Annotated in this window: 13 protein-coding genes; 5 read left to right on the top strand and 8 right to left on the bottom strand. The window is 71.0% G+C overall.

From position 1 onward, the window contains the following. Nucleotides 1–119: 119 nt before the first annotated feature. Nucleotides 120–1,778, top strand: a complete 1,659-nt coding sequence (locus tag AB0H75_RS35460) for a TROVE domain-containing protein (protein WP_367804013.1) — start codon at nt 120–122, stop codon at nt 1,776–1,778. A gap of 118 nt (nt 1,779–1,896) precedes the next feature. On the opposite strand, the gene AB0H75_RS35455 is transcribed toward AB0H75_RS35460, so the two are convergent. The 6 genes from AB0H75_RS35455 to AB0H75_RS35430 form a co-directional block, all read right to left on the bottom strand. After that, a complete protein-coding gene (locus AB0H75_RS35455; protein WP_367804012.1) occupies nt 1,897–2,112 on the bottom strand; it encodes a hypothetical protein in 216 nt (71 codons plus the stop codon). Between the two features lie 238 nt (nt 2,113–2,350). After that, a complete protein-coding gene (locus tag AB0H75_RS35450; RefSeq protein WP_367804011.1) occupies nt 2,351–2,668 on the bottom strand; it encodes a DUF3140 domain-containing protein in 318 nt (105 codons plus the stop codon). 37 nt (nt 2,669–2,705) lie between these two features. Then, complete coding sequence (locus tag AB0H75_RS35445; protein WP_367804010.1) at nt 2,706–3,167, bottom strand: YdeI/OmpD-associated family protein; 462 nt, start codon at nt 3,165–3,167, stop codon at nt 2,706–2,708. Next, nucleotides 3,164–3,958 (bottom strand): alpha/beta fold hydrolase, encoded by a 795-nt coding sequence (locus AB0H75_RS35440; RefSeq protein WP_367804009.1) that lies wholly within the window; start codon nt 3,956–3,958, stop codon nt 3,164–3,166. Before AB0H75_RS35440 ends, AB0H75_RS35445 begins: the two co-directional genes overlap by 4 nt. A 419-nt stretch (nt 3,959–4,377) precedes the next feature. After that, a complete protein-coding gene (locus AB0H75_RS35435) occupies nt 4,378–5,403 on the bottom strand; it encodes a LacI family DNA-binding transcriptional regulator (protein WP_367804008.1) in 1,026 nt (341 codons plus the stop codon). A gap of 68 nt (nt 5,404–5,471) precedes the next feature. Then, nucleotides 5,472–5,741, bottom strand: a complete 270-nt coding sequence (locus tag AB0H75_RS35430) for a sulfurtransferase TusA family protein (RefSeq protein WP_367804007.1) — start codon at nt 5,739–5,741, stop codon at nt 5,472–5,474. Between the two features lie 105 nt (nt 5,742–5,846). On the opposite strand from AB0H75_RS35430, the gene AB0H75_RS35425 reads away from it, so the two are divergent. Continuing rightward, a complete protein-coding gene (locus AB0H75_RS35425) occupies nt 5,847–6,182 on the top strand; it encodes a PadR family transcriptional regulator (protein ID WP_367804006.1) in 336 nt (111 codons plus the stop codon). A 14-nt stretch (nt 6,183–6,196) separates the two neighbouring features. Here AB0H75_RS35425 and AB0H75_RS35420 read toward each other — a convergent pair whose 3' ends face one another. After that, on the bottom strand, nt 6,197–6,562 hold the full coding sequence (locus AB0H75_RS35420) for a DUF4267 domain-containing protein (RefSeq protein ID WP_367804005.1): 366 nt from the start codon (nt 6,560–6,562) through the stop codon (nt 6,197–6,199). Between the two features lie 88 nt (nt 6,563–6,650). Here AB0H75_RS35420 and AB0H75_RS35415 point away from each other — a divergent pair, with 88 nt between their 5' ends. The 3 genes from AB0H75_RS35415 (at nt 6,651) to AB0H75_RS35405 (ending at nt 8,736) form a co-directional block, all read left to right on the top strand. Next, entirely contained in the window at nt 6,651–7,253 is a 603-nt protein-coding gene (locus AB0H75_RS35415; protein WP_367804004.1) for a TetR/AcrR family transcriptional regulator, read from the top strand. A gap of 182 nt (nt 7,254–7,435) precedes the next feature. Next, on the top strand, nt 7,436–8,173 hold the full coding sequence (locus AB0H75_RS35410) for a hypothetical protein (RefSeq protein ID WP_367804003.1): 738 nt from the start codon (nt 7,436–7,438) through the stop codon (nt 8,171–8,173). After that, nucleotides 8,170–8,736, top strand: coding sequence for a hypothetical protein (locus tag AB0H75_RS35405; RefSeq protein ID WP_367804002.1), 567 nt, complete (start codon nt 8,170–8,172; stop codon nt 8,734–8,736). Before AB0H75_RS35410 ends, AB0H75_RS35405 begins: the two co-directional genes overlap by 4 nt. A gap of 336 nt (nt 8,737–9,072) precedes the next feature. Here AB0H75_RS35405 and AB0H75_RS35400 read toward each other — a convergent pair whose 3' ends face one another. Then, nucleotides 9,073–12,177 (bottom strand): hypothetical protein, encoded by a 3,105-nt coding sequence (locus AB0H75_RS35400; RefSeq protein ID WP_367804001.1) that lies wholly within the window; start codon nt 12,175–12,177, stop codon nt 9,073–9,075. Between the last annotated feature and the right edge of the window lie 220 nt (nt 12,178–12,397).

The following is a 12,397-nucleotide window of genomic DNA, read 5'->3' as shown; positions in this document are numbered from 1 at the left end:
AAAACGGCCGGTGGGCGAACCCATATCCGCTCCGGCTCCCGTCCCGATCAGCCCGCTCATCACGAGCGCGTTTTCCTTTCCGCCTTTCACGGCGGGCCGAACACCTAAGGAGTCCAGCCATGGCGCGTGACCCCCTTGCCACGATCTCGGCACACGCCACCCCGCAGTCCCGGCCGATGCCGGGCCGTCCCGAGCAGGTACGCAACGCCGCCGGCGGCTACGTCTTCGACAAGGACCTGTGGACCAGGCTGGAGGACTTCCTGATCCTCGGCACCACGGGCGGCACCTACTACGTCGGCCAGGACCGGCTGACCGCCGAGAACGCCGCCGTGCTCTCCCAGGCGATCGCCGCCGACGGGCCGCGCGTCGTCGAGTTGCTGACCGCGATCTCGACGGCCCGCCCGCCGCGGGCGCCGAAGCAGCGGCCGGCCCTGTTCGCGCTGGCCGCCTGCCACGCGCAGGGCGACCCCGCCACCCGCCAGGCCGTCAAGCGGGCGCTGCCGAAGGTCGCGCGCACCACCGACCACCTCGCCCAGTTCTTCGGTTACTGCAAGAACCTGGGCGGCAAGCCGACCGGGCGGGGCATCGCGCCGGTCGCCGGCCGGTCGCTGCGTACCGCGCTGGCCTCCTGGTTCCTGGCCGGCGAGGCCGACGCCGTGGCGTTCAGGGCGTGCAAGGCGCGCCGGCGCAGGACCCCGCAGGGGGAGGAGTTCGACCTGCGCGACGTGCTCCGCATCGCCCACCCGCGCGCGGACGGCGAGCCGCGCGCGACGCTGTTCGGCTGGCTCGCCGGCAACGTCGCCGACGAGCGGGCCCGCGAGGCGCTGCCCGCGGTGGACCGCTTCCTGACCGCCAAGTCCGTCACGAGCGCCGCCGAGGCGGTGCGCGTGGTCACCGAGCTGCGGGTGCCGTGGGAGTTCCTGCCGGACGCGGTGCTGCGCGAGCCCGAGGTGTGGGACGCGCTGATCGACACGATCGGCATGACCGCCCTGCTGCGCAACCTCGCCCGCATGACCCGGATCGGCACGCTCAAGCCGGCGAACGAGGCCGTCCGCCGCGCCGCCGCCCGGCTCACCGACCGCGACGCGCTGCTCAAGGCCCGCATCCACCCCATGGACGCGTGGCTGGCGATGCGCGTCTACGCCTCCGGCCGCGCCCGGCCGGACCGGCGCGCCGCGACGCAGACCTGGACGCCGGTCCCGGCGATCCTGGACGCGCTGGAGGAGACGTACGAGCTGTCGTTCGGCGCCGTCGAGCCGACCGGGAAGCGGCTGCTGGTCGCGGTGGACTCCTCCGGGTCCATGTCGTACGCCCGCGTCCACGTGGGCGGCTCCGACGTCGGCACGCCGTACGAGGTGGGCTGCGCCCTGGCGGTCATGCTCGCCCGCGTCGAGCGCGGCGGCGCGCACGTCATCGACGTGGACACCGTCGTCCACGCCTCGAAGGTGACGCCGCGCACCAACCTGCGCGAGATCGCCTCCTGGCGCCCGTCCGGCGGCGGTACCGACCTGTCGCTGCCGTTCACCTGGGCGAAGCGGGAGCGGATGGACGTGGACGGCGTCGTCGTGCTCACCGACAACGAGACGTGGGCGGGCCGCTCCCACGCGACGCAGGCGCTGACCGCCTACCGGCACGCGGTCAACCCGCGGGCGCGGGTGGTCGTCGCCTCGCTGACCGCGGCCGGCTACACGATCGCCGACCCGCGGGACGACGGCGTCCTGAACGTGGCCGGCCTCGACGCCTCCCTCCCGCTGGTGGTCGGCGGCTTCATCCGGTGACGCCCCGCGTCGGCGGGACGTCACCGGGACGTCACCGGAGCGTAAGGAAAACGGGCGGGCCGCGCCCTGACGTTCAGAGGGTGATCGATGCCGTGCTGCCGGGGCCGGGGAGCGGTGGTCAGGAGTCCGAGGAGAGCCGTTCGAAGAGTTCGAGCGCGGCCTCGCGTACCTCCTGCGGGGAGAGCCCGTCCAGCGTCTCCCTCGCGTGATCGATGTCGCGGGTGGTGGCCAGCGTGATGGCCACGGACGAGGCGGCGGCGCGGGCGGTCGATCCCGTCGGGGCGGCGTCGGCCAGCTCCTGGGCGCTCGCGGCGAGGTCGAGGTTGTCTCTCAACGGATCTCCTCGGATCGGACGAAGACGGATGCGGACGGATGCGGGAGGCGTCGACGACAGTGCTGCTGACAATGCTGCTGGCGGTGCTGCTGACGATGATGACGGATGCTGACCGCGGTGCGGCCCATTGCATCATCTGACGTCGTGTCCCAGCCACCGTTCAGCGGATTCCCGGCATCACCGATCCGGTGCTGCGAACCGTATCACCCGGGGAGAACCGCGCTCCGGCCCTCCCCGCTCAACCGCGCAGCGGGTCGTGCCCGATCGACATGAGCTCGCGCCGCGACTGGTCGTCCGTACGGTCGCCCAGGGTCCCGACCAGCTCGATGACCTGGCGCATCACGTCGAGGTCGTCCTTGGTGAGGTCGCCCTTGCGCTTGTTCAGGACGTGCAGCACGCCGCGCCCCAGCTCGTCGATCCCCATGTCGGGGTCGGGCGGGAAGCCTTCCTCGTCCGAGGCGTCCGCCAGCAGGTACGTGCGCAGCTCCGCGGAGTTCATGTTGACCGCGCGGTGGAACTCTTCCCAGAGCGTGTCGTTGTCAAGACCTTCAGTCATGACGGCCGCCTACCCTGCTCACCTCGCGTTACGCTCGTCAGCCGATCCCGCCGGCGAGCTTGGCCACCGCGTCCTCGACGCGCCGCCGCCGGGTCTCCGGCTTCTTCGCGCCCTCCACGGACAGGATGTGACGGCGCTTGCGGGAGTACGACAGGCTCTCGAAGAACCGCTTCGCCGCCGGCGCGGCGTCGAGCGCGGCGGCCAGGTCGGCGGGCACGGCGGCTTCGCGCGGCGCGGTGTCCAGCTCGACGGTGACCTCCGCCTCGTCACCCGCCGCGACCCCGGCGGCCTGCCGGTTCTCGGCGCTCAGCGGCAGCATGAAGCGCCCGCCCATGACCGCGACCGTGCTGCGGTAGGTGTGGGAGCCGATGGTCACGGTCACGGCCGGACGCCTGCCCGCGCCGAGCGCCTCGACCACCTCGTCCGGCACGGCCAAGCCCGTCGCGGTCCTGCCGCCCAGCTCGATCATCGTCCTGAACGTCACCGTCGTGGATCTCACTGGAAGAACTCCTTCAGCACGGGGGCCAGCGCGGCCGGCTTGACGATGTGGGTCTGGCCGCCGAGCGTGCGGTGCTCGGCGTCGGGGAGCGCCGCGGCCAGGGCGCGGGCGGCGTTGCGGATCCACGCCTGGCTCTTGCCGCCGTCCATGACCAGCGCCGGGACCTTCACCCCCGGCCAGCTCCCCTCCGGGTACGGCCGCCCCTGCTCGTACGCGGCCACGAAGGCGGCGTCGTACGGCAGCGTGTGCGCCACCGCCTTGAGCTTGGGCCAGGCCGGCATGAACCGCATCATGGCCACCACCGGGGCGGGCAGCCCGACGCCCTCGCGCATGAAGTAGCGGACGGCCTCGGCGCGCCGACCGGCGGCCAGCAGCTCGTCCAGCCTGGCCAGGTAGTCGGCGGGGACGGGCGGCCGGGTGTCGTCCACGATGAACGGCGGCTCGTACAGGGCCAGCCGGCGGATCGGCAGGCCGGCGTCCGCGGCGGCCAGGGCCAGGGCGGCGCCGGAGGACGTCCCGTACAGGAACACCGGGCCGCCCGCGGCCTTGATGAGCGCGGCCAGGTCCTCGATCTCGCGCTCGGGGGCGTGTGGAGGGGTGTCGCCGCTCGCGCCGCGGCCGCGGCGGTCGTACGTGAGGACGGTGTGCGTGTCGGCGAGCGCGGTGGCGAGGCCGTCGTTGACGCTCTGACCTCGGTAGCTCATCGCGCCGTCCACCAGGATCACGGCCGGGCCGCTGCCGGTGCTGGTGCAGGCGATGCGGGTGCCGTCTGCGGATCTCACCTCGTTCATGGGTCGAGAGTAGCTGCCGAAAAAAAAATTTGTCAACGGCGAGCGCGGGCGGAATTTGTCGGATTCGTTGAGGTATGGAGGTACTCAGGCGCCTCCTCGCGCGCTCTGCCATGTCAGGAGCCGTTCCGGCGCGGGGGACGCGGGGACGGCTCCCCAGGGCCCGCCGCGAGGGAGGGGCGGCGCGTGCCGCGGACCGGTGCGCGCGGTCTGCCAGCCGCCCACCCGGTCCGCGGCACGCGCGGCGACACGGGGCTGCGGCACGGTCCGCGACACGGGGCTGCGGCACGGTCCGCGACACGGGGCTGCGGCACGGTCCGCGACACGGGCTGCGACGCGGGCGGTGGCACGGTCCGCGACACGGGCTGCGACGCGGGCGGTGGCACGGTCCGCGACACGGGCGGGCGGACCGGCCGGCCGGCTCAGGACCTGCTCATCCAGGCCGGCGCCGGGCCGGTGCTGCCGCGCGGGGTGAGGGCGGCGGCCTGGTCCTCGTACGGGGGCACGCTCTCGCCGGCGATCAGGGCGAGCAGCCGCTGGGCCGCGTGCGCCCCGTACGCCGGGATGTCCCGGGTCAGGGCCGTCAGCGGCGGCCGCACGACCTGCGACAGCGGCGAGTCGTCCCAGGCCACGACGGACAGGTCGCGCGGCACCTCCACGCGCATCTCCTGGGCCACCGACAGCCCGGCGACCGCCATGATGTCGTTGTCGTAGATGATCGCCGTCGGCCGGTCGGGCGAGCTGAGCAGGCGACGGGTGGCGCGGGCGCCCTCCTCGCCGGTGTAGTCGGTGTGCACGGTGACCGGCTCGGCGACCCCCTGGCACGCCTCGGCGAAGGCCCGGTCGCGCACCGCGGTGTGCACCAGCTCGGGCAGCCCCGCGACCCGGGCGATGCGCCGGTGGCCGAGCGCGACGAGGTAGCCGACGGTCTCGCGTACGGCCTGCCCGTCGTCGGACCAGATCGAGGACAGCGAGCCGGACTCCGACGGGTGCCCGATGACGACGACCGGCATGCCGAGCCGCTCCAGCTCCCCGACCCGGGTGTCGGACGTGTGCAGGTCCACCAGGAACGCGCCGTCGATGCGGCTCTCGCCCCACCAGCGCCGGTAGACCTCGCTCTCCTGCTGGTGGTCGGTGACGACCTGGAGCAGCAGCGCGTACGACCGGTCGGCCAGCACGCCCTCGATGCCGCTGATCAGCTCCATGAAGAACGGCTCGACGCCGAGGATGCGCGCGGGGCGGCAGAGCGCGAGCCCCACGCAGTCGGCCCTGGCGCCGTTGAGCGCCCGCGCGGCGCTGTTGGGCCGCCAGCCGATCTCCTCGGCGATGGCCACGATCCTGGCCCGCGTCGCCTCCGACACCCCCGGCTGCCCGTTGAGCGCGTAGGACACCGCCACCTTGGAGACGCCCGCCCGGGCGGCGATGTCGGCGATCGTCGGTCGCTTCACGGGCTTCCTCTCTGAACCGGGTAACCAGGTCTACTGTAGGCCACCCGGGAAAGAAGCCTGTTAACCGGTCAAGCCACGTGCCAGGGCCGCGCGTCCAGGGTGTCCTGCGCGACCTCGGCGACCCGCAGCGCGTACGTGGGCCGCTCGGCCCCCTCCACCGGCCCCAGATAGGCGTGCCCGGTCAGGTGGCACCAGGCCGGCAGGTCGACGGGCGCGGCCGGATCGGTGGCGATCAGGTGGATCACCGCTCCCGGCCCGGCCCGGCGTACGTGGCCGCGCAGCTCGATGAGGAGCTGCACGCACAGCTTGTCGCCGCCGTCGACTACGAGATCAGGCATGAGTATAGGAAATCATCCCTCGGGACCGGTATGCGCCGGTTCTGTGCCCGACGGGCATTGCCGGATCCGGTAGCCGGTGTTACGAAGTAGCCGGAAGGGCTGTTCATGGGCGGGCAGATGACCGAACTGCTCAAGGGGACGCTGGAGGGCGTCGTCCTGGCGATCCTGTCCGGCCGGCCCGCTCACGGCTACGAGATCACGGCCCGGCTGCGGAAGCGGGGCTTCTCCGGCCTGGCCGAGGGCACCGTCTACGCGCTGCTGGTCAGGATCGAGCGGCGCGGCCTCGTGGACGTGGAGCGGGTCCCGTCCGGGAAGGGGCCCCCGCGCAAGGTCTACTCGCTCAACGCGCGGGGACGCGAGTGTCTCGACGAGTTCTGGAGGTCCTGGACCTTCCTCGCGGAACGGCTCGAACAGCTCCGCCGGGGCGACGGGCCATCGTGACCGGCGGGGCGGGATCAGAGGAGGAAGAGCAGGACGGCGTCGATCAGGACGAGCACGGCGGTGGCGAAGTGCACGCCGAACGCGACCGCCTTGGTGCCGCCGTTGCGCAACACGATCAGGGTGTCGCCCAGGGGCAGCAGGGCCACGACGAGCATGAACCAGGCCTCGGCCTGGGCGCCGGCGAAGAACAGCAGGGCCAGGCCGACCAGGCCGTAGGTGCCGTCACGCAACCCCTTGATCGTCAGGTAGGCGCGGTCGGTCGTGGCGGGCACGCCGTAGCCCGTGGCGGCGGCGACGGGCTGGAACAGGAAGCGGGCGCCGATCAGCAGGCACAGGAGGTTGAGGACGATGGCGAGGCCGTAGGCGATGACAGTGAGCACGGGGGTCTCCGTTTGCTAGCGCTGCTAGGAACAAGAACGAAGCTAGCAGAGCAATGACAATTCCGCTAGCGGTGCTAGATTGCGGAGCATGACGATCCAGAACCGCAAGGAGCGCGAGCGCGCGGAGCGGGAGAAGCTCATCATCACCGCGGCCCGGGAGCTGGCCGAGGCCGAGGGCTGGGAGGCGGTGACCACGCGCCGGCTGGCCGAGCGGGTCGAATACAGCCAGCCGGTCCTCTACAGCCACTTCAAGGGCAAGGGCGCCATCATGACGGCCGTCGCCCTGGAAGGCTTCGCCGAACTGGCCGCCGAGCTGCGCGAGGCGCGGATGGCGGCGCCGGATCCAGCGCAGGCCCTCGCCCGGGTCGGCGCCGCCTACGTGGCCTTCGCCGACCGGCGCCCGGCCCTCTACGACGCCATGTTCCGGCAGAGCGTCGACCTGCCCTTCGCCACGCCCGAGACGCCGGCCGCCCTGCGCGCCGGGTTCGAGGAGTTCACCGAGGCCCTCCGCCCGCACCTGCGCGCCCCGCACCTGGCCGGCGCCGACCCGGGGCCGCTGGCCGAGACCTTCTGGGCGGCCCTGCACGGCCTGGCGACGCTGATGCGCGGCGGCCGGCTCCCCCGCGAACACCACGACACCCGCCTCACCCTCCTCCTCGCCTGCTTCACCCACCAGCCCACGCCGCGGTGAACGCTGATTTGCCGTTCGCCCGTTATTCGATGGATTTATACGGGTGACGTGACCCATAGACCGGCCGGCGAGTGGTAAAAACACCGTAAGAGACGGTCAATCTCTGGCATGCTGCACCATGCGAAAGGGAGGAAGCGGCCGAAGCGACTTCCTCCCGTATGGCGAGGAGAATATCCCACCCCATGCTCGATGACAACCAGTGCCATCACGACACGGCAAAACGCATGCTGGACTTCGCGGCCGTCGCGACTCCCTGGCATCGCAGATTGTGGCGGCTGGGGACCGTCCTGGAACTGTCGGAGCTTCTGGAGGCGGTGAGCGCGAGAGCCCTGGGGGCTCTCGCCGAATCCTCGGTGAAGTACCTAGGTGACGTGCTGGCGAAGAGGATCCAGCGGGATCCCGGGATGGGGTCTCCCGCCGAGCGCGGTCAGCTCATCAAACACGTCAACAGGACCATGCAGGCGGACGGGCATGACTGGGTGGCGCTGAACATGTTGTCGCAGGAGAGTCGGCCCGTCTATCTGTCACGGTGGGCGAGCCATCTCAGAAGTGCGGAGACGGGATGCGAGCCGACTGCTCGGGCAATCGTCAGTCACATATTGGATGAGGGCTACAGCGCGGAGGCGACACACAAATGGCTGACATATCAGGTGAAATACAATAAGACGGCCATGCAGTTGAGCGATCTGTGCGATGAGGCGCAGGCTCTCCTCAACCGCCCGAAGGTGAGATTCACCGTATTGGTGCCGTTGGTAGCCTGCCCTCCTCTTCCCGAGGACCGACCGGCGTCGTGGTTGAGCTCGTCACAGACCGCTGACTGGCTCTCGTCCTGGTTTCCGGCCGCTCCGGGCATCAGGCAGGCGGGCGGTCTCGTCCTGGAGATCGACCCAGGGACAAGTACTCGGCTCTCAAGGCAGTGAACAGCGAGGTCGAGAGGCTGACGGCCCGGTTCCAGGTGGGCGCGCGCCAACGACTGGAGTTCCAACCGACGCTCTACATGCTCGGCGAGCCGGAGCCTCTGGACTACCTCGGTGGACCGCGTCGCGTGCAGGTGCACGCGCTCGAACGCACGAAGGAAATCTTCCGTCTTCGCATCGATCCGCAGCTCGACGCGGCTCTGGAGCTCCTGCAGCCGCTCGATCGGGGTACGCCCGCCGCGGCGATCGCCGGTAGCTGGGCCGCGCTGGAGGCCCTGCTGGTGGGGCCTGGGGACACCGCCAACCGCGTGGTCGCCGCGACCCGGATGGCCCGCATCGTGACGTGCGGCTACGTCATCAGTGAGTTGCTGGCGCTCGCGCGCGTTCACGCCGGTACCGGTGATGACGCCGTGGCAAGACACCTGCGCTCGATCGACGACGACCAGGAGAGGGCGATCCACTTCGAGAAGGCGATCAGGAGCGGTTCGGTGACCGGCACCGTGTCGTCCAGGCCGGTGCGTTGCACGGCGTCCCGGCTCTCGCGTTCGCGGCCGCGGCGGAGTTGAGGCTGACGCAGAGTGCCTTCAGCGGACGGTGTCTCTCCGAGCTGTTCGGCCACCAGAGGTGATCACCGGACGAAGGGGCTCAAGGATCATGGGCGGAGCGCAGGCCGCCCGTACGGGGTCACCGGCCGATGCCGTCCCCGTAAGCGGGTGACAACCCTGATCGCCTGACCCTGTTGTTCATCCACGAGGTGACCGGCCCGTCCATGACGACCGTCCGGCTCGGGGCCACCGTGGCGGCGGCCGTGGGGCCGGCGGCCAACCCGGTGGCCGGGATCCTCATCGTGGCGAGGGCCCCCGCCGGGTGTGGCGGCGGGGGCCCGGCCTTCGGGGTGGTCGCTATTCCTTGTCGCCTCCGGCGCCGTTCTTGGACTGGTTGAGCATGCCGCCGAGTGCGCTGAGGCTGCCGGCGGCCTGGCCGGCGGGGACCGCCTTCGACACGGCTTCGAGGGCGATCTGAGCCATCTTCTGCATGTGTTCGGCGGCCGTCTTCATGGCCTCGCCGGCGCGCTGGGCCGCGGCCTGGTCGTTGCCGGCCGCCAGCTCCATGCCCTTGGTGAGGACCTTGCCGATCTCGGCCATGCCGCTCATGTCGCGGAACAGGTTGGCGGCGGCCACGGTCTGGAGCGTGGCGTCCATGCCGGTCGGGTTGGGCAGCGCCTGGATCGTCTGGAACCTGGCCTCGGTGGGGGCGAGGGGGGTGACCTTGACGTCGACCTCGCGGCTCCGGCCGCCGGTGGCGACGGGGGCGATGTCGGTGGGCAGGATGGGGATGGGGGACTCCTTCCAGTTCCAGAAGCGGGTGAGGTCGATCTTCTCGGCGGAGTTGGCCCGGCCGAGCACGGCCTCGGCGAAGACGCCGTTGGTGGCGATGCCGACGACGCTCGTCAGCTCCTTGCCGAGTTCGGTGCTGTCCTGCCGGCGGGCCTTGACCCAGTCCTCGCGTTCCTGTTCGGTGGCGAAGTTCCAGCGGAAGCCGAGGTAGTTGCCGGTGACGGCGACCGGTTTGGGGTCGAGCTGCGCGCCGAGCGGCACCAGGCTGTCCTTGCCGCCGGGCGGCGTGTAGGTGTAGTTGGCCAGGATGCGGCTCAGCGTCAGCTCGTCGAGGCTGCTCCAGATCGCCTGGCTGTAGTGGCGGCGGTTGTCGTTGAGGTGGTCGAGGATGAGCTGGGGCACCTGGTCGCCGCGTACGTGGAAGCCGAGCGAGGCGATGTAGGTGCGGCTGCCGGTGGTCACCGTCGATCCGTGCAAGCCGCACAGCGCGCCGCCGGCGTCCTCGGTGAGGTCGGGGATGGCGGTCGAGCCCACGGCGGACCCGAATTCGAGCACGCGGGACTGCATGGTCAGCCGCAGCCCGGACAGGCTGCCGCGGGCCGCGGAACCGGCCCAGTAGTCCACCGAGAGCAGCTTGTCACCGGCCTCGAAGGCGTAGGCCGCGTGCTGCTGGATCCCTGAGCCGCTGGTGTCGCCGCACCGGAAGGTCTGGCCGGACACGACGAGCGTGACGCTGCGGATGCCGTCCTCGTCCCACCACACGTCGATCTTGGAGGCCGCGCCGGAGTCCGACTTGCCGTCGTACGGGGTGGGCGTGCCGCGGGTCGCGGTCTGCAGGCGGAGCGGCTGGTTGGTGGACGTCCGCAGCCAGAACTCCCCGTTGCCCACGGGCAGGACGTCGAGGAGCTTGTCCGGCGGGGGCACGGTCTTCGGCAGCTCGGTCAGGCTGAAGGGACCGCTCTTCACCTGGGCGCCGGTGGGGGTGCCGGTCTGCGGATCGGGCTCGAACGTAACCAGGAACTGGCGTGAGGGCTGGCCCGGGGACTGGCCCGGGGTCGTGCTTTGGAACTGGGCGAGGACCCAGATGATGCCGTCCGGGGCGGCGGCCAGGCCGGTGACGGCGAGCGAGCTGGACCCGCCCGCGTTGGGCATGCGCTCCGTCCACGTGTTCCCGGTGCGCTCGTAGATCTTGCCGTGCCGGCAGTACCAGAGCCGGTCGCGGCCGAGGACGGCGAGGTCGTCCGCTTCGACCTGCATGTCCTGCCAGCCGGTGCCCCGTTGGTAGATCATGCCGTTCGTGCCGACGAGGTACGGGGTGCCGTCGGCCCCGCAGGCGATCTTGCGCGCGCTGGCACCCGAGGGGTCGTACTTCCAGGTCGTCCCGTCGTACACGACGACTCTTTCGTCGCTCTGGAGGATCCCCCAGATCTGCCCCTTGCCCGGCGCGATGCACTTCAGGCCGCCGCTCAGCCCGGTCGTCGGCAGGGCGTACCAGCGCTGGACGGCCGGGTCGAACCGGACCGGCGCGCCGTCGGACTTGCGTATGCCGTAGACGCCCATGCTGGACGTGGCGAGGTCGATCAGCTTCACGTCCTCGAAGGTCTGCTTCTCCGGGGCGCTCACCGCCGTGTAGCCGTTGAGCTTGCGGGCCGTGGCCCTGACCAGCTTCGTCTCGCGGATCAGTTTGGCCCAGTCCGCAGGCGCCACAGCCGCCAGCACCTCCTTGTAGCGCTGGAAGCTGCTGGGGGTGAAGTTGAGATCCTCCAGCGGGATGAACAGGCACCGTTCGATGCGCGCCGGCTTGGTCGTCACCTTGTAGACCTGGACGACCTCGTAGTACTGCACCGACAGGGCGTGCATGTGGTTGTAGTTGGTGACCACGCGGGTCATGACCTGCTCTTTTTCCGACTGCGAGGTCTCCCGCACCACGGTCATGTGGCGGCTGCGGGCGGCGGTCGCCAGTTGCTGGGTGCGGGCGTTGATGCGCTGGGCGGCCTCGGCGGCGACCGACCTCACCCCGGTGGAGCGGCCCACCGACGTCGCGAAGCCCACGTTGGTCGACTTGCTCGCCGAACCGCCGGCGGTGATGCCGAAGAACGAGAAACCCCCGCTGCCGCCCTTGCTCTCGGACACGCTGAACTGCGACATCTGCGACGAGCCGTGCTGCTCCTCCCGGGCGATGCTGTTGGCCAGCTCGCTGATCGACCGCTCCTGGAGCGTCTGGTTGGTGAGTTCGTCCTTCTCGCTGGTCTTCTCCGTGCCGGTGCCGACCGTGCGCCGCTCCCAGTCGATGACCGCGACCTTGGTGCTCTCGCCCGGCGCCAGCGGGAGGCTGTGGAGCAGCCGGCCCAGCGTCACGCCTTCCACGGCCCACTTCTGCTCGGTGGTGACGATCATGCCTTCGGCGGGGCGGTCGTAGAACGGCAGGTCCTCCTCGCCGAGGTCGATCGCGCCGGTCAGCTTCCGTTTCGTCTTGGCGCCGGGGATGTCGGTCAGCACGACGGTCTGGTAGCGGACGATCTCGACGGGGTGCTCGCCGCTGGCCGGCAGGAGGTCCTTCGGGGTGGGGCCGTCGAGGGCGGTGGCGGTGGGGGTGGCGGTGGGGGCGGGGGTTTTCGTCGTCGATGACGGTGTGGTGGTCGTCGACTGCTTCGGATCTGGAGTGCTCATGCGTTCCTCTCCGTGTGAGCATGACCCCGAAGGCAGGACCGATGATCAGGTGGCGGGTTCCGGCCCCGTGGTCGTGGGCGTGGACCGAATGAACGCCGTTGTCCGCCTTCCGGCCGAGCCCTGCGGGCCCGCCCCGAAGACGCTAGGAGAGCGCGTCGATGCTCACAATGACGGAAAAGCAGTCACGGCCGGTCAGGCTGGACCGAAACAACCAGAGCGG

Origin of the sequence: Nonomuraea sp. NPDC050783, from assembly GCF_040802095.1 — a bacterium.
In the GTDB taxonomy this organism is placed as follows: domain Bacteria; phylum Actinomycetota; class Actinomycetes; order Streptosporangiales; family Streptosporangiaceae; genus Nonomuraea.
This window is presented reverse-complemented; position numbering and strand designations above follow the sequence as displayed.